Raw genomic sequence first — 16,720 nt, 5'->3', positions numbered from 1 at the left:
AACAACAACACCGGAGTGGCCGCCATGAAGACCGTTGCACAATTGCTCAAAGCCAAGGACCAGAAAAACCAGGACGTTCACACCATCCAATGGGACCACACTGTGTTTGAAGCGCTGGTCCGGATGTCGGAGAAAAACGTCGGGGCCTTGCCGGTGGTCAAGGAAGGCGCGGTCGTGGGGATCATCAGCGAACGCGATTACGCACGCAAAATCATGCTCAAGGGGCTGTCGTCGGTCACCACAAAGGTCCACGAGGTGATGAGTTCCCCTGTTATCACCGTCGATACCCACAAAAGTGTCGAAGAGTGCATGAACATCATGACCGACAGCCACCTGCGCCACCTGCCCGTGGTCGAAGACGGCAAGCTGCTTGGCCTGCTGTCCATCGGTGACCTGGTCAAGGAAGCCATTGCCGAACAGGCTGACCTGATCAGGCAGTTGGAGCAGTACATCCGCGGCGAATAGGAGACACCATGCTCGACACGCTGGAACATCAGGAAGATCACCTCGATACCCTGCACCGCGCCATGGCCGAACGGCGCTTCCTGGTGTTGACCGGTGCAGGCATCAGCACGTCGTCGGGGATCCCCGACTACCGCGACAGCGAAGGCGTGCGCCGGGGCAAGGCGCCGATGATGTATCAGGAATTCCTCGCCACCGCGCAGGCGCGGCGCCGCTATTGGGCACGGGCGATGCTGGGCTGGCCGAGGGTACGTATCGCGCAGCCGAACAATGCTCACCGGGCATTGGCGACCCTGCAACAGCGCCAGCACATCACCGGCCTGATCACGCAGAACGTCGACACCTTGCATGACCAGGCCGGCAGTCACGATGTGATCGAACTACACGGCAGCCTGCACCGGGTACTGTGCCTGGATTGCCAGCTGCACAGCACGCGCGATGTGATCCAGCGGCAGATGGAAGTCGATAACCCGTACCTGGCGCAAGTCCATGCGGTACAGGCACCTGATGGTGACACCTTGCTCGACCCCGCGTTTGAAGAGCGCTTCCAGGTCCCCCACTGCCCCCATTGCGAGGGTGAACGACTGAAGCCGGACGTGGTGTTTTTTGGCGAGAACGTCGCGCCAGCGACGGCTGCCAGGGCGATGGCGGCGGTAGCGCATGCCGATGGGTTGCTGGTGGTGGGTTCGTCGCTGATGGCTTACTCCGCATTTCGCCTGTGCAAGGCGATGGTCGAACAGGGCAAGCCGGTGATCGCCATCAACTTGGGCAAGACCCGGGGTGATGAGTTGTTGCAGGTAAAGATCGAAACCTCGTGCGAGCAGCTTCTGCCCTTGCTGGCAGACCGCCTGCAGTCAACTCCTCCTCAGCCATAGCGACCGTCCAGCGCAAAAAATGACGCTCAAGTCACGCACCTGCCGTATCTCCCCATACCCACGGCGAATTATGTAGTGATCAAAAATAATCACTACATAACCGTTGACGTAACCTTTTTGTCCTTGCATGATCTAGACGTCTCCCGGATCGGGAGCGTTGGTAACAAGCGTTTTGAACAAGCTCGTCTGACCGCCGAGCTGTTTTTTCCGGATGTGCACTGCCCACAAGGCAGATTGATGAAGCTGACCGGCCCGCAAGGATCGGTACAAGGCGCTCAAACGCGACTTGTCTTCGTTATGAAACCATTGCGTAGCAGTTCATCAGCAAGACTACATGCATCAGGTTCAAGACCCTGCCCGTATTCGGCAGACCGTCACTGACGCCCGGTTTTCCAAGCCGGAGACAACTAAGCAGTTTTAACGGAATCAACTGATAGATCGCCAACTGGTCAAGGGGCTTACACATGAATCTGAACAACCAACCAACTATCGATGAATTGGCTGAGATGTTCGCAGCGCAGAAAGACACACTCGACGACCATATCCTGTGGATTGGCAAATCGGGCGAAGTGCAAATTGACTGCCTGGCGCCCCATACCGAAGAAGCCGAGTTCGACCGCAATAACCGTGAACTGGCGGCGCGCCTGAAGATGTACCGCCGTGGCCAGGGTTATGTCGGTAAGAAAGCCGCGGCCGATCGCAACTTTATCGAGCAAGTGTTCCACACACTTAATACCGAATGGCAGAACCTCAAAGGCCAATCGCAAGTTAAAGTGATTGATAGATACTGCTGATAACAGTGCACCTTTAAATTTAAGCCCGTTCGTTTATTCGAGCGGGCTTTTTAATACCTGTTTTATAACACCGCCGGGAACCTGCCCTTCCCCGCCTCATCCCGAAAAATATCAAACAACACCTGCGCCGCCGCCGACAGTTCATGCCCGGGCTTGGTCAACACGCCAATCGGCCGCTCGATCACCGGATCGGTCAAGGTGATGCAGTGCGCCCCCGCCTCCTGCATCTGCTGCGCACACAAGGCCGGTACGGCGCTGACACCCAGGCCGCTGGCGACCATCTTGCCCACGGTTGCCAATTGATGGCTTTCCAACGCCACCGGCAACTTCATCTTCAAGGCCCCCAGATGCTCTTCCAACATCACTCGCACCGTGGAAGGCCGCTGTAACGTGATGAACGGGTGCTCCAGCAAGGTTTTCCAGTCGACCTCGGCACACTGCGCCAGCCGTGAATCACCGGGCACCACCGCAATGAAACGGTCCAGGTACAACGGCGTAAAGGCCAGCGACGAACCCTCCGAGGGTTCAAACGCCACGCCCAGTTCCACATGGCGGTCGCGAACCATCTCCAGCACTTGCTCATTGATCAAGTCATGCACCGTCACGTTCACCTGGGGGTAACGCGCGCGGAATATCTTCAGGATCGGCGGCAGCAGGTTGCCGGCAAACGACGGCATCGCCGCCACGGTGACCCGCCCGCGTTGCAGGGTGAACAGTTGACGCAGTTCGTCCTCGGTATTGTCCCAATCGGCCATCAGCCGACGGGCCAGCGGCAGCAGGGATTCGCCCTCGGGCGTGAGGGCCACATTGCGCGTATTACGGCTGAACAAGCGCCCGCCCAGCCCTTCTTCCAAGCCCTTGATGGTCAGGCTCAGCGCCGATTGAGAAAGGTGCAGACGCTCACAGGCGGCGGCAAAACTCAGGCTTTGGGCCACGGCAAGAAAGGCACGCATCTGTTTAACGGTCATGGCGCTACTCCGGGCGGCGGGTCGACTATGCTGTTTTCTAAATCAATCAACCTTAAAAAACAACTTAACAAATCAATCCGTCGGCGCAACACTCGATTCATTGGCTGGCCCACTAACAATAAAAGAGGTGCATATGGCAGGTTTTGATAAACGCGTGGCGTCCTACGAGGAAGCACTGGCAGGCCTGGAAGACGGCATGACCGTGCTCGCCGGTGGTTTCGGCCTGTGCGGAATTCCGGAAAACCTCATCGCCGAGATCAAGCGCAAAGGCACCCGTGACCTCACCGTGGTTTCCAATAACTGCGGCGTCGATGGTTTTGGCCTCGGCGTGCTGCTGGAAGAAAAGCAGATCAGCAAGGTGATCGCCTCCTACGTCGGTGAAAACGCCCTGTTCGAGAAGCAATTGCTCAGCGGCGAAATCGAAGTGGTGCTGACCCCCCAAGGCACCCTGGCGGAAAAAATGCGCGCAGGCGGCGCCGGTATCCCGGCCTTCTTCACCGCCACCGGCGTCGGCACCCCGGTCGCCGAAGGCAAGGAAACCCGCGAATTCAACGGTCGACCGTACCTGATGGAAGAATCCATTACCGGCGACTTCGCCATCGTCAAAGGCTGGAAAGCCGACCACTTCGGCAACGTCATCTATCGCCACACCGCCCAGAACTTCAACCCGCTGGCGGCCACCGCCGGCAAGATCACCGTGGTCGAAGTCGAGGAAATCGTCGAACCGGGCGAGCTGGACCCGGCGCAGATCCACACCCCTGGCATCTACGTCGACCGGATCATCTGCGGCACGTTCGAGAAGCGCATCGAACAGCGCACCGTGCGCAAATAATCCGCCCCCAGCCCGAACAATAAGGACTCCTAAAATGGCTCTTACCCGCGAACAAATGGCTCAACGCGTCGCCCGCGAAATGCAGGATGGTTTCTACGTCAACCTGGGCATCGGCATTCCGACCCTGGTGGCCAACTACATTCCCGAAGGCATGGAAGTGATGCTGCAATCGGAAAACGGCCTGCTGGGCATGGGCCCGTTTCCTACCGAAGACACCATCGATGCCGACATGATCAACGCCGGCAAGCAAACCGTGACGGCGCGCATCGGCGCCTCGATCTTCTCCTCCGCCGAATCCTTCGCGATGATTCGCGGCGGCCACGTCGACCTCACCGTACTCGGTGCCTTTGAAGTGGACGTACACGGCAACATCGCCTCGTGGATGATCCCCGGCAAACTGGTCAAGGGCATGGGCGGCGCCATGGACCTGGTGGCCGGTGCGGAAAACATCATCGTGATCATGACCCACGCCTCCAAGGACGGTGAGTCCAAGTTGCTCAGCCAATGCAGCCTGCCGCTGACCGGAGCCAACTGCATCAAGCGTGTGCTGACGGACCTGGCGTATCTGGAAATCGAAAATGGCGCTTTTGTCCTCAAGGAACGCGCACCTGGCGTCAGCGTTGAAGAGATTGTGAGCAAGACCGCCGGTAAACTGATCGTCCCGGACCACGTTCCAGAAATGCACTTCCAGTGAGGACAGATTCCATGCAAGACGTCGTGATTGTTGCTGCCACCCGCACCGCCGTGGGCAGCTTTCAAGGTTCGCTGGCAAGCATTCCGGCACCGGAGCTGGGCGCCGCCGTGATCCGTCGCCTGCTGGAGCAAACCGGTCTGGACCCGGCCGAAGTGGATGAAGTCATCCTCGGCCAGGTACTCACCGCGGGTTCCGGCCAGAACCCTGCACGCCAGGCCTCGATCCTCGCCGGCCTGCCCCACGCCGTGCCGAGCCTGACCCTCAACAAGGTCTGCGGCTCAGGCCTGAAAGCCCTGCACTTGGGCGCCCAGGCCATCCGTTGCGGTGACGCCGAGGTCATCATCGCCGGCGGCATGGAGAACATGAGCCTGGCACCCTACGTACTGCCTGCTGCGCGCACGGGCTTGCGCATGGGCCATGCCAAGATGATCGACAGCATGATCACCGACGGCCTCTGGGATGCATTCAACGACTACCACATGGGCATCACCGCCGAGAACCTCGTGGACAAATACGGCATCAGCCGTGAAGCCCAGGATGCTTTCGCCGCCGCCTCCCAGCAAAAAGCCACCGCCGCTATCGAAGCGGGCAGGTTTGTCGACGAGATCACACCCATCCTGATTCCCCAGCGCAAGGGCGACCCGATTGCCTTCGCCGTGGATGAGCAGCCTCGCGCCGGCACCACCGCCGAATCCCTGGCCAAGCTCAAGCCGGCGTTCAAGAAAGACGGCAGCGTCACCGCCGGCAACGCCTCCAGCCTGAATGACGGCGCCGCTGCGGTGCTGCTGATGAGTGCCGACAAGGCCAAGGCCCTGGGCTTGCCGGTATTGGCGCGTATCGCCAGCTACGCCAACGCGGGTGTCGATCCGGCGATCATGGGCATCGGCCCGGTCTCGGCCACCCGCCGCTGCCTGGACAAAGCCGGTTGGAGCCTGGGCGACCTGGACCTGATCGAAGCCAACGAAGCCTTTGCCGCGCAATCCCTGGCGGTAGGTAAAGAGCTGGAGTGGGATGCGGACAAGGTCAACGTCAACGGCGGCGCCATCGCCATCGGCCACCCCATCGGCGCCTCAGGCTGCCGCGTGCTGGTCACCCTGCTGCACGAAATGATCAAGCGCGATGCCAGGAAAGGCCTGGCGACCCTGTGCATCGGTGGCGGCCAAGGCGTAGCCCTGGCACTCGAACGCCACTGATAAAAGAGCAACACGGAAAAGGCCCGGCTCCACGAAAAGCCAGGCCTTTTCTTTATGCGGTTTCCCTGAAGAACCACAGCCCCCTCCCACATCAGATCTTCATTACCTGTCAGCTTGAGGCACGGCAAACACCGCATTCGCCCGCGCCACCACCTTCTCCGCCACCTGCAGGCTCACCGTGGCAAACGCCATTTGCCGCCCTCGCTTGTGATGTTCCAAGCGCACCGTAATCCACTCCCCCACCTGCACCGTCCCCAGGTAATCCACGGTCATGCTCGCCGTAATCAACGGCAACGGCGGCTCACTGGAAAACGCCATGGCATAGCCCATGCCGACATCCGCCAGGGTCGCCAACACCCCGCCGTGCACACTCCCCCGCCCATTGGCATGGCGATTGTCGGCGCGCAGGCCGATCTCCAGTTGCAGGCCGTCACCTCGGCAATACGCCGGGCCAAGCAAATCCAGCAACGGGCTGCTGCGCGGCAGCGGGACAAAACCTTCGGGCACGGCGTGAGCAATCATGGCGAGTATTCCTTGGGGGGCGGATTTGAGATGTACGCCACACGCCCAACGGCAGCCATCACCATCAGCCCTGCAAATCTTGCACGATACTTTGCGTTAATTCGCCGGACCCGCTTTAATCGCCGCCAATATCCCCCGCACACCTCAAGGAACTGCAATGCGCCATCCGGACGGCAACCTTCAATCGCTTCGCGCGCCCCTGTTGATCCTGCTGGCCGGTCTGGCTCTCGTCGGCTGCTCACCCAAGGACCACTCCCGCGCCACGGTGATCAATGGCGAACAAGGCCGGGCCGGCGCGCAACTGGCCTATGAGCACGAACTGACCCTGGCCCTGCCCGGCGCCCTGCTCGCGCCGCGCATGCAGGCGACCCGCGAGGCTTGTGAATCGGCGCGGTTTGGCGCGTGCAATATCCTTGGCATCACCGAGGACAGCAACGGCGGCGAGATCATCCTGCGGATCGCGCCCACCGGCGTCGAACCAATGGTCGCCATGGCCGCTGAAGGCGGCAAACTCGGCCAGCGCATCACCACCGCCGAAGACCTGGCCGACGCGGTCGCCGATGTACGCCGCCGCCAGGATCGCCTGCAAGCCCAGCAACAGCGCCTCGATGAACTGGCCAAGCGCAAGGACATCAGCGTCAGCGACCTGATCGCCTTGAGCAAGGAGCAGGCGGGCATTGAAAACGAACTGCAGGAGCTCGCCCAGGTTGCCGCCGGCCAGCAGCGTCGCCTGGATACCAACCGCGTCACCCTCAACTTCCGCTCTTCCGACGGCGCCAACCAACCGTCACGCTTCAGCCGGATGTTCAGCAACCTGGGCACTAACCTGGTGGACGGCACCGCAGACGCCCTGGAGCGCGCAAGCTATGTGCTGCCGTTCGTGATCCTGGCGTTTCCGGTGGTGTGGTTGTGGGTGTGGCTGTGGCGCAAATTTGTCAGGCGCCGCAGCTGATCAGCGCTTCATGCAGCGCTGGTACCGCTCATCTACGCGCTTGGCAAACCACGCCGTGGTCAGGTTGCGGGTGATCTTCGGGCTTTTGAGCACGATGCCCGGCAGGATCGCACGGGGCAGCGGCTTGCCGGCGGCCTTATCGGCCAGCGCAAACACGCGTTTGTAGAGGGTGGTGTCTTCAAAATCCAGCTGCTCGCCCTGTTCCAGCTGGCTGCGAATGCTGGGGTTGCGCATGTCCAGCTTCGCGCCCAATGAGCGCACCGCCAGTTCGGTGGTACCGGGCAGCAATGAGCCGTAGCGAATCAGATCCCCATCCAGCGCCAACTCAGTGCCCGACGCGCGGCTGACCGCCGCCTGGAACGCCGCATTACGGCTGGCGTACCACCCCGCATTGAAGTCGGCAAAACGGTACAGCGGCTGTTCATAGCTCACCGGGTAACCAAGCAAATGGGCGATACCGAAGTACATGCCGCCGCGCCGGGTGAAGACTTCCCGACGAATCGTGCCATCCACCGTGTAGGGATAACCCCGCGCCTGTTTCTGCGCGAAGTCGATACTGACCTGCATGGGGCCGGCGGTGTGCACCGGGTTGAAGCCGCCAAACAGGGTGTTGCCCAGGGGCACCATGCTGATGAAGTCATCGAAGATGCCGCTCAGGTCCTTCTCCGTGCGCGCGGCATTCAAGCGGTCGGCGTAGGACTTGCCGGTGGGCGAGCGCAGTTGCAGGGCGCTGCGCACCACAAACGCCGGTACATGCACCTTGGCGGCACGGCGCAGGATTTCATCCTGGGCGATCTTGCCCATGTTGGGTACGGGCGGGTCGACCTGAAAGGTGGATTCCTGCTCGGTTACCGCCAATACGGCACAGATATTCTCGGTACTGGGATAGATCTTTTGAGTATCAAAGGCGGTGTAGATGTCCTGGGCCCAGCCGTTGCGGTCTGGAACCTTAGCCGGGAGCAGGCGCACGATCTCGGCCTTCACCTCGGCTTCGCTTCGCTCTGGTTGCTGCGGGCCGCGTGACGTGGAACAGCCGGCCAGCACCAGCAAGGAGGCAAGGCAGAGGATCAGGCAGCGTGGGGACATGGGGCTTCCTTGAGGACGATGGGCCAGGCGTTGCGGATATGGACCGGTAAGTCTAACGCGGGTTCGCCAACTCGCCTTCTCGCCAACCCAGGCCGAACGTGACAGGATCTGTCATCCCTCATTCGTACACGGAGTTTGAATGCCATGCTCAGCCTGAACTTCCTCGTCACCTGCCTGATTGTCGTACTGATCCCCGGTACCGGCGTGATCTTTACCGTGTCCACGGGCCTCACCGCCGGCAAGCGCGCCAGTGTGTTCGCCGCGCTGGGTTGTACGGCCGGTATCCTCCCGCATCTGCTGGCATCCGTGCTCGGCCTTTCCGCACTGCTGCATACCAGCGCGCTGGCCTTCGAAGTCCTGAAATACGCTGGCGTCGCCTATCTGTTGTATCTGGCGTATGCCACCTGGCGTGATCGCTCGGCCTTCGCCATGAATGACGCACCGACAGTCGCCACCGCGCGCAGTTTGATGCTGCGCGGCTTCCTGCTGAATATTCTCAACCCCAAGCTGACCATTTTCTTCCTGGCTTTCCTGCCCCAGTTCGTGGCGCCAGGCAGCACGGCACCTGCCGTGCAAATGCTGGTGCTGAGCGCGGTGTTCATGGCGATGACGTTCGCGGTGTTTGTGATCTACGGCTTGCTGGCCAACGGGTTTCGCCGCGCGGTGATCGAGTCGCCACGGGTGCAGAACTGGCTGCGCCGCAGTTTTGCGGCGGCGTTTGCGGGGCTGGGGTTGAACCTGGCGTTTGCACAGCGCTGAAGGCTTTTGATAGGACGATAGCCGCTGAAAGATCCCACGTAACGGCAAGATAAGCTCTACAGCCCCAGCCTGAAAACCTCTGCAAAGTCCCTCGCCTGAATACACAGTGCGAGGGATTGCAGATGGTTGTTTTCGTTAAAGCCCTGGTTCATGGGGCTGCGTCTTGAACCCGGCCATTGGCAGGCTGGCCCTGACCCCGATGGATGTGAAAACGGTCGACGTTGAAAGCGTCTTCCGTGACTTTCGCGAATGCCTGAATACGTTCGATGACTGGGCGCAAAGCTTCTGGAGCTTCTCGGCACTGGAGGTCGAGCAGGTCTTCAAGGTCGGCGATGAGGTGGCGCTGGTCGCGCCGATCAATCGCTCAATCACCCCCAGCAGCACCGTCGCCACGTGCTCCGCCAATGGCACCCTGACCCTGGTGCATATGTTCCAGAGCACGCGGTCCGTGCCCATCGGCAACACGCCGGTGATGCTGCAACGCGTCGATCCCAATGGCGGCCCGTTGGGCGAGCCGATCCACAAGACCATCGGCCCCAGCGGTATCCTCGAAATCACCGAGTGTGATCGCAACCAGCAGTACCGAATCAGTTTCTACCCCAACGTTTCCAAGGATCACGTCAAGGCGCTGTATGGGTCTTATCAGTCGGTGATCCTGGGGTTGGAGGCTCGCCTGCGTGAAGAGTGGGCCGGCACTTTCCAGGATCAGTGGAAAGACTATGCCGAAGCCAAGCCGCTCGATCGGCGCCGAATGCTGGAAGCAGCGTTTTTCAGCGGCCTTGGAAAAGCCCTCTTCAATGTGTGGGGCAACGTTACGCAGCTGTATGACCTGTTGGCGGATCTCAAGCCCGACAGCGAAAAGCTGTTGGCCTACATCTCCCAGGCCGAACTCGATGAACTGTTGAAGCTCGGCAAAGACACCATTGCCAACGGTTTGCTTGTGCTCAGCGATGAGCCGCTGCTGTTTATCTACGTGTCGGCCATGGTCAGTTGGATGCGCATGCTGCCGCCGCCGCAGATGACTGAACTGTGGGGTGAGATCACTGGCGAGGTCCTGATCAATCTGCTGTTGATTCGTGTATTGGGTGCGATGGGGGTGGCGGCGCGGCTGGGCCCCCAGGTACTGAGCGCGATCAAATCCAAGCGCGCGCGGGAGTTGTTGGAGTTGCTGGCCAAGCAGCTTGTAGAGCCGGGGTTGGAGCCGCATGTCGAAGCGGTGAAGCCTTTGCTGCTCGGTGGCCCGGCGACAGCGATCAAGACCGTACCGGTTGCGCCGTTGAAGGCTGGGGATCAGTTGGTTTCCAACCCGGTGCCGGCGGTTCGTAACAAGACACAGAAGACCGTGTTGGTCAGGCAGGAGCCTGTCGATGATGTGCCTGTTGTATCGACGAATCCGAAGGGCGATGCGGCGGCTTCTTCGGATAAGACCGTCACCAACGGCTGCCCCGTGTCGATGGTTACCGGGGAGGAACTGCTGACCCTGACCGATGGCACGTTGGACGGGATTTTGCCGTTTGAGTGGACGCGGTTGTATCGCACCAGTGCGGTGGAAGTGGATTGCGGGTTGGGGTTTGGCTGGAGTCATTCGCTGGCGCATCGGCTTGTGGTGTCGGGCGATTCGGTGGTGTGGACGGACCATGAGAACCGCAGTACTTCGTTTCCGATGCCGACCGTTGCTCGACCGGCCATCACCAATAGTTTGGCCGAAGCGGCGATCTATTTGGGCGCTTCGCCGGATGAGTTGGTGTTGTCCCAGGTGTCGCGGTTTTATCACTTTCGCGACGGTGTGTTGGTCTCCATCAGCGATGCGTACGACAACCGGCTGCGGATTTCTCGGGATTATTTGGGGCGTATTGAGCGGCTGGATAACGGCGTCGGACGCTCGCTGTTCCTGCGCTATGCGTTCGGCCACATCGTGGCGGTGGACTATCAGGTTCAGCGCGCCAAGGGGTATGAACCCTTCGAGTGGGTGACCGAGCAGAACGTTGTTTCCTACGCATACGACGACGCTGGCCGGTTGGTTTCGGCGACCAATGCGGTAGGTGAAAGCGAGGTTTATCGCTACGACGATCAGCACGTGATTCTTGAACGTGGACTGGCCGGTGGGGCGAGTTTCTTCTGGGAATGGGAACGGGCTGGCAAGGCTGCGCGATGTGTCCGGCATTGGGCCAGTTTTTCCCAGATGGATACGCGGTATGCCTGGGGGGATGACGGCCGTGTCACGGTGCATAACGCCGATGGCAGTCAGGAAGTGTACGTCCATGACGACCGGGCGCGGCTGGTGCAGCGGATTGATCCGGACGGTGCGCAGCACTTCAAATCCTACGACGACAAGGGTCGCCTGACGGTTGAGCAGGACCCGCTGGGGGCGGTGACGGCGTATCAGTACGACGAAGCCGGACGCTTGGTGGCGTTGTTTCCTGGGGATGATGAGCCGACAACCTACGAGCATGACAATGGCTTCGTACGGGTGGTGCGCCGTGGTGAGGCGGTTTGGAAATACGAGCGTAACGATCAGGGCGACGTGACGCGTAGGACCGATCCCGATGGTCATGTTACGGATTACAGCTACGACAAATATGGGCAACTGGTTGGGGTTTGGTATCCGGATCACAGTTGTCAGCGGCTGGTGTGGAATGAGCGCGGACAGTTGCTTGAAGAGCAACTGCCGAATGGCGGCATCCGCCGCTATCGCTACGATGATTTAGGCCGCCAGATTGCCCGTGAGGATGAACAGGGGGCGCTGACCCAGTATCAGTGGGACGGCATCGGTCGGTTAATTCGTGTCGTTTTACCAGGCGGTGCGTGCAGGGAATACAGCTACAACCCCTACGGAAAAATCACCGCCGAACGCGACGAACTGGGCCACGTCACCCGCTACGAATACGCCGACGGCCTGCACCTGATCAGTCGGCGCCTCAACGCCGATGGCACTCAGGTCAACTACCGCTATGACAATGCCCGGTTGTTGCTGACCGAAATCGAAAACGAGGTCGGCGAGACCTACCGACTTGATTACCACCTCAATGGCCTGATCCAACAGGAAGTCGGGTTTGATGGGCAGCGCACCGCCTACGCTTACGACCTCAACGGCAATCTGCAGGAAAAAACCGAACACGGTGACGACGGCAGTCAGCTCGTTACTCGTTACGAACGCGATCACGCCGGCCGCCTCGTACGAAAAACCCTGCCCGACGGCAACAAGGTCGATTACGCCTACGACCGCCAGGGCAACCTCCTCAGCGTCGACGACGGCCACTGGGCGCTGGCCTACGAATACGACAGCCAAAACCGCCTCACCGCCGAACACCAAGGCTGGGGCACCTTGCGCTATGGCTACGACGCCTGCGGCCAGCTTCAACACCTGCGCCTGCCCGATAACAACCGGCTGGTCTTTAATCATGCGAAAGGCGGCCACCTCGCCACCGTCGAATTAAATGGTGCGCTGCTGACCTCTCACCTGTTCAAAGCCGGTCAGGAACACCAACGCCAACAAGGCCAACTCCTCAGCCACTACCACTACGACGACCAACACCGCCTGCACGCCCACGCAATCACCCAGCAACAAGACCACCTCTACCAACGCCAATACGACTATGACAAAACCGGCAACCTCACCCGCCTGCTCGACACCCGCAAAGGCGAACACCACTACCATTACGACCCACTAGGCCGCCTCACCCGCGCCGACCACTCCCAAGACCTGCAGGAACGCTTCGGCCACACCCCGGCCGGCAACCTGCTCATGCAAGACCGCCCCGGTCCCGACATCGTCGCCGGCAACCGCCTGATGATCCAGGGCGACCGCCACTACGACTATGACGCCTTCGGCAACCTCATCCGCGAACGGCGGGGCCGTGGGCACGCGCTGATTACCGAATACCGCTACGACTGCCAGCACCGCCTGATTGGAATCACCCAACCCAATGGCCAAACCGCGAGCTATCGCTACGACCCGTTTGGGCGGCGCATCAGCAAAACCGTGGACGGCATAACCACGGAGTTTTTCTGGCAAGGCGACAAGCTGATTGCCGAACACCATGCGGATCGCCATCGCAGCTATCTCTACGAACCCGATAGTTTTAGGCCACTCGCCCTGCTGGAAGGCTTTGGCCCAAAAGATACCAAGCCCTACCACTACCAACTCGACCACCTCGGCACACCGCAGGAACTCACCTCTCCAGACGGCGACATCGTCTGGTCCGCCCACTACCGCGCCTACGGCCAGATCAGCCGTCTCGACAAAGGCGCAATCGACAACCCGCTGCGTTTTCAGGGCCAGTACTTTGATCAGGAAAGCGGGCTGCACTACAACCGTCATCGCTACTACAATCCGGATGTTGGTCGCTATCTGACGCCTGATCCGGTGAAGTTGGCGGGTGGGATTAACGCGTACCAGTACGTGCCGAACCCTATGGGGTGGGTGGATCCGTTAGGTCTGAGTACTTGTCCAGGCGGGGATAAATGCAAGCCGAACCCCAGTGCTGAAGATCCAGCGGGAAAAGCACACGTTAATGAAGGCAGCCCACTCAGTCCCACAAGCTCCAACTCTCCACCTACACTGGGCTACCATAAGGAGACATTTGCCAATAAACCTGTAAAGCCAGAAGAAACCATTCAGAAATGGGATGAATTTCTAGGACCTGGCCCTCACACAAACACCAACCCACGAACTGGGAAGCCCGACCGCGACAGAATTGTTTCCAGCGACGCAAAAAGAAGTATTCGTTACGGGGCTCATGAAATGAACAGCAAGCCAAGCAAGCATCACTATCATGAGGAGACATGGACGCTCGAGATAAAAACCAACACCATGAACGTTGACAATACTGTTGTACGCGTTCCCCTGACGAAGAAGTGAAATGAAGATACAAGTAACTGATATTTTTTCTGACAAAGGCACTGTGAGAGTAAAATTCAACTCACCTTTTGGAAACGCCACAGCTTTATGGAGCGGGACCAAGTTAAAAATTGGTGAAATCCTGGATGTAGAGTTAGAACTCGATGAAATATTTTCATGGGGACAAAACATCATGTCCTCATCCGTAAAAACACCAGAGATCACTTCTGCAAATGGGGCTCATAAAATTATCGGCGAGCTTATCCAAGATGCCGACCAAAGTTGCTCAATACTAAAAATCGGCGATTCAGTAATTTTGATTGAAATTGACAAGCCAATCACCGGCGAGCTCAGTTTTGTTGAAGTGATAGCAACTGACATTCTTCTTCACCCAACAAATGCCTGAGCATAAATTCACTTACTCTACAGCCGTTCATTACATATACAAAAAACACTCAACCAGCGAAAAGCAATCGGAGAGGGCTATAAAAATACACATTTGAATATGAAACACAAAGAAAAGCACCAGCGATACTAGATACAGACGGAAACCCAATCACCGCCTGCACGGACTACTGAAATTAAACTTCATCCTAAACTTTCAACCCACCGCAGCCTTCCATTCAAAAGCCAGGAAAAATATATAAAACTCAGACCAGCGATTACCCCCCTCATCCAATCACACAATTCAAGCTTCACAGAATGCAGTTAGTCAGGGAGATGAAGTATTTAAGGTAGATCGTGGGCGTGGGGCTGCTACGCAGCCCCACGCGAGCAAGTTCGCTCACCACAGGGTTTGCACTGCCCTTAGATCCCAGCCAACGCCAAGTCCATCGCGAAGTAGGTGAAGATCAAATCCGCCCCCGCACGCTTGATCGACCCCAACGTCTCACGCACGACCCGATCCTCATCAATCGCCCCCGCCTGCGCGCCGAACTTGATCATCGCGTATTCGCCGCTGACCTGGTACGCCGCCACTGGCAGGCGCGAGGCTTCGCGGATGTCGCGGATGATGTCGAGGTAGGCACCGGCCGGCTTGACCATCAGTGCGTCCGCGCCTTCCTGTTCGTCCAGCAGCGATTCGCGCACGGCTTCGCGGCGGTTCATCGGGTTCATCTGGTAGCTTTTACGGTCGCCCTTGAGCGCGCTGCCGCCGGCTTCGCGGAATGGGCCGTAGAGGGCCGAGGCGAATTTGGTCGAGTAGGCCATGATCGGGATATGGGTGAAGCCGGCTTCATCCAACGCGCGGCGAATGGCTTGGACCTGGCCGTCCATGGCGGCCGAGGGGGCGATCACGTCGGCACCAGCGCGGGCAGCGGCAACGGCTTGCTTGCCGAGGTTGACCAGGGTCGCGTCGTTGTCGACGTGGGCACCGTGCATCACGCCGCAGTGGCCGTGGTCGGTGTATTCGCAGAAGCAGGTGTCGGACATCACGACCATTTCCGGCACCGCGTTCTTGATGATCGAGGACATCCGCGAGACCAGGCCGTGTTCTTTCCAGGTGTCGCTGCCGCTGGCGTCCAGGTGGTGGGACACACCGAAGGTCATCACCGACTTGATACCGGCACGGGCATAGCGCTCGATCTCAGCAGCCAGCTTCTTTTCCGGGATGCGTTGCACGCCGGGCATGCTGGTGATCGGCACGAAGTCATCGATTTCTTCTTCGACGAAAATCGGCAGCACCAAGTCATTGAGGGTGAACTCGGTTTCCTGGAACAAGCCACGCAGCTCCGGGGAGCGGCGCAGGCGACGGGGGCGGGCTTGGGGGAACTGGCTGGTCATGGCTGTCCTGAAAAAGTGGCTGAAAATCTTTGGGGCGAAAGCTTATGCCCCAAGGCCCCGGCAGTACAAACGCCAAGGGGCCAACAGTGTATTGCGGGGGCCGTAATAATGTATTGATCTAAAGCTGTAGACGCCCTTCGATGCACACCGCGACGGCGCCGCCGACCCAGATTTCATCGCCCTGGCGCTCGACGCGAATACGCCCCGCACGCCCCATGGCCGTGCCCTGGCTGACCACGTAGCACTCCGGCGCGAGTCCTTCGCTGAGCAGCCATTGCGCGACGCCGGCATTCAGGCTGCCGGTGGCCGGGTCTTCCTGGGCCCCGTCGCCCGCGACAAAAGCACGCACCTCAAACTGCGCGTCCACATCGTCGCGAGCAGGGTTGCAAGGTGCAATCACGCCGACGGCCAGTCCCAGCAGTTGCGAATAGTCCGGCTGCAAAGCCAGGACTTGATCACGCTCAGCCAGCATCAACGCGAGCCACCCCGCGCCATTGTCGACCCACTGGCTGCGCACGATAGCCCCCGGCGCCAGGCCCAGTCCGAGGCGAACACGCTCCAACAGCGCGGAGTCCACAGCGCCGGAGCGCATCAACGGCGGCGCAATAAACGCCAGCTCATGGCCTTGACGACGAATACGCACCAGGCCGATTTCACATTCCTGGATAATCTCCTCGCCTTTCGGCAGGCCTCCAGCCTTGAGCCACGCATGGCAACTGCCCAGCGTCGGGTGCCCGGCAAACGGCAACTCGTGCAAGGTCGTAAAGATCCTCACCCGGTAGTCTGCCCGAGGATCGCGCGGTGTCAGCAAAAACGTGGTTTCACTGAGGTTTGTCCACTTGGCAAAGTCGGCCATCTGCTGGTCGCTGAGGCTGTCAGCACCCAGGACGACGGCCAGCGGGTTGCCCTTGAGCGACACGCTGCTGAAGACATCCAGTTGTTTGAAATCGAAAGTCGGCAT

General features: G+C 59.6%; 15 protein-coding genes. 10 read left to right on the top strand and 5 right to left on the bottom strand.

The window, feature by feature from the left end; all coding sequences use genetic code 11:
• Window positions 1–24 precede the first annotated feature (24 nt).
• From FBY10_RS16910 to FBY10_RS16900, 3 genes are all read left to right on the top strand, one after another.
• Window positions 25–465, top strand: coding sequence for a CBS domain-containing protein (locus FBY10_RS16910; protein ID WP_131699988.1), 441 nt, complete (start codon window positions 25–27; stop codon window positions 463–465).
• 8 nt (window positions 466–473) lie between these two features.
• Window positions 474–1,337 (top strand): NAD-dependent protein deacetylase, encoded by an 864-nt coding sequence (locus tag FBY10_RS16905; protein WP_145337096.1) that lies wholly within the window; start codon window positions 474–476, stop codon window positions 1,335–1,337.
• Between the two features lie 464 nt (window positions 1,338–1,801).
• Window positions 1,802–2,131 carry a hypothetical protein gene (locus FBY10_RS16900; RefSeq protein ID WP_025854475.1) on the top strand — a complete coding sequence of 110 codons (330 nt, stop codon included), beginning with the start codon at window positions 1,802–1,804 and terminating at the stop codon, window positions 2,129–2,131.
• Between the two features lie 62 nt (window positions 2,132–2,193).
• Here FBY10_RS16900 and FBY10_RS16895 read toward each other — a convergent pair whose 3' ends face one another.
• On the bottom strand, window positions 2,194–3,099 hold the full coding sequence (locus FBY10_RS16895) for a LysR family transcriptional regulator (RefSeq protein WP_145337095.1): 906 nt from the start codon (window positions 3,097–3,099) through the stop codon (window positions 2,194–2,196).
• A 133-nt stretch (window positions 3,100–3,232) separates the two neighbouring features.
• Here FBY10_RS16895 and FBY10_RS16890 point away from each other — a divergent pair, with 133 nt between their 5' ends.
• Genes FBY10_RS16890 through FBY10_RS16880 form a run of 3 tightly spaced genes read left to right on the top strand, consistent with a single transcriptional unit; the run spans window position 3,233 to window position 5,818 of the window.
• Window positions 3,233–3,931 carry a CoA transferase subunit A gene (locus FBY10_RS16890; protein WP_131699992.1) on the top strand — a complete coding sequence of 233 codons (699 nt, stop codon included), beginning with the start codon at window positions 3,233–3,235 and terminating at the stop codon, window positions 3,929–3,931.
• A 34-nt stretch (window positions 3,932–3,965) separates the two neighbouring features.
• On the top strand, window positions 3,966–4,625 hold the full coding sequence (locus FBY10_RS16885) for a CoA transferase subunit B (protein ID WP_027603173.1): 660 nt from the start codon (window positions 3,966–3,968) through the stop codon (window positions 4,623–4,625).
• Window positions 4,626–4,636: 11 nt separating this feature from the next.
• The gene (locus tag FBY10_RS16880; protein WP_145337094.1) at window positions 4,637–5,818 is read left to right on the top strand and encodes an acetyl-CoA C-acetyltransferase; all 1,182 of its coding nucleotides are present in this window, start codon (window positions 4,637–4,639) and stop codon (window positions 5,816–5,818) included.
• 102 nt (window positions 5,819–5,920) lie between these two features.
• On the opposite strand, the gene FBY10_RS16875 is transcribed toward FBY10_RS16880, so the two are convergent.
• Window positions 5,921–6,340 carry a PaaI family thioesterase gene (locus FBY10_RS16875; protein ID WP_145337093.1) on the bottom strand — a complete coding sequence of 140 codons (420 nt, stop codon included), beginning with the start codon at window positions 6,338–6,340 and terminating at the stop codon, window positions 5,921–5,923.
• 157 nt (window positions 6,341–6,497) lie between these two features.
• On the opposite strand from FBY10_RS16875, the gene FBY10_RS16870 reads away from it, so the two are divergent.
• A complete protein-coding gene (locus tag FBY10_RS16870) occupies window positions 6,498–7,292 on the top strand; it encodes a DUF4349 domain-containing protein (protein ID WP_145337092.1) in 795 nt (264 codons plus the stop codon).
• On the opposite strand, the gene FBY10_RS16865 is transcribed toward FBY10_RS16870, so the two are convergent.
• A complete protein-coding gene (locus tag FBY10_RS16865) occupies window positions 7,293–8,378 on the bottom strand; it encodes a DUF1615 domain-containing protein (RefSeq protein ID WP_131699996.1) in 1,086 nt (361 codons plus the stop codon).
• A 144-nt stretch (window positions 8,379–8,522) separates the two neighbouring features.
• Between FBY10_RS16865 and FBY10_RS16860 the strand changes: the two genes are divergently transcribed.
• The 3 genes from FBY10_RS16860 to FBY10_RS16850 all read left to right on the top strand — a co-directional run bounded on the left by FBY10_RS16860 (window position 8,523) and on the right by FBY10_RS16850 (window position 14,383).
• Entirely contained in the window at window positions 8,523–9,137 is a 615-nt protein-coding gene (locus tag FBY10_RS16860) for a LysE family translocator (RefSeq protein WP_131699997.1), read from the top strand.
• A 199-nt stretch (window positions 9,138–9,336) separates the two neighbouring features.
• Complete coding sequence (locus tag FBY10_RS16855; RefSeq protein ID WP_256663508.1) at window positions 9,337–13,998, top strand: RHS repeat-associated core domain-containing protein; 4,662 nt, start codon at window positions 9,337–9,339, stop codon at window positions 13,996–13,998.
• 1 nt (window position 13,999) lies between these two features.
• Window positions 14,000–14,383, top strand: a complete 384-nt coding sequence (locus FBY10_RS16850; protein ID WP_145337091.1) for a hypothetical protein — start codon at window positions 14,000–14,002, stop codon at window positions 14,381–14,383.
• A gap of 401 nt (window positions 14,384–14,784) precedes the next feature.
• Here the strand turns inward: FBY10_RS16850 and hemB are convergent, their stop codons facing one another.
• Both hemB and FBY10_RS16840 read right to left on the bottom strand, forming a co-directional pair.
• Window positions 14,785–15,759 carry a porphobilinogen synthase gene (gene hemB / locus FBY10_RS16845; RefSeq protein WP_131699999.1) on the bottom strand — a complete coding sequence of 325 codons (975 nt, stop codon included), beginning with the start codon at window positions 15,757–15,759 and terminating at the stop codon, window positions 14,785–14,787.
• A gap of 118 nt (window positions 15,760–15,877) precedes the next feature.
• The gene (locus tag FBY10_RS16840; RefSeq protein ID WP_145337090.1) at window positions 15,878–16,720 is read right to left on the bottom strand and encodes a PhzF family phenazine biosynthesis protein; all 843 of its coding nucleotides are present in this window, start codon (window positions 16,718–16,720) and stop codon (window positions 15,878–15,880) included.

Origin of the sequence: Pseudomonas sp. SJZ103, from assembly GCF_007828335.1 — a bacterium.
Lineage (GTDB): Bacteria > Pseudomonadota > Gammaproteobacteria > Pseudomonadales > Pseudomonadaceae > Aquipseudomonas.
Note: the sequence above shows the minus strand (reverse complement) of the source record. Positions and strands in the feature narration are given on the sequence as shown.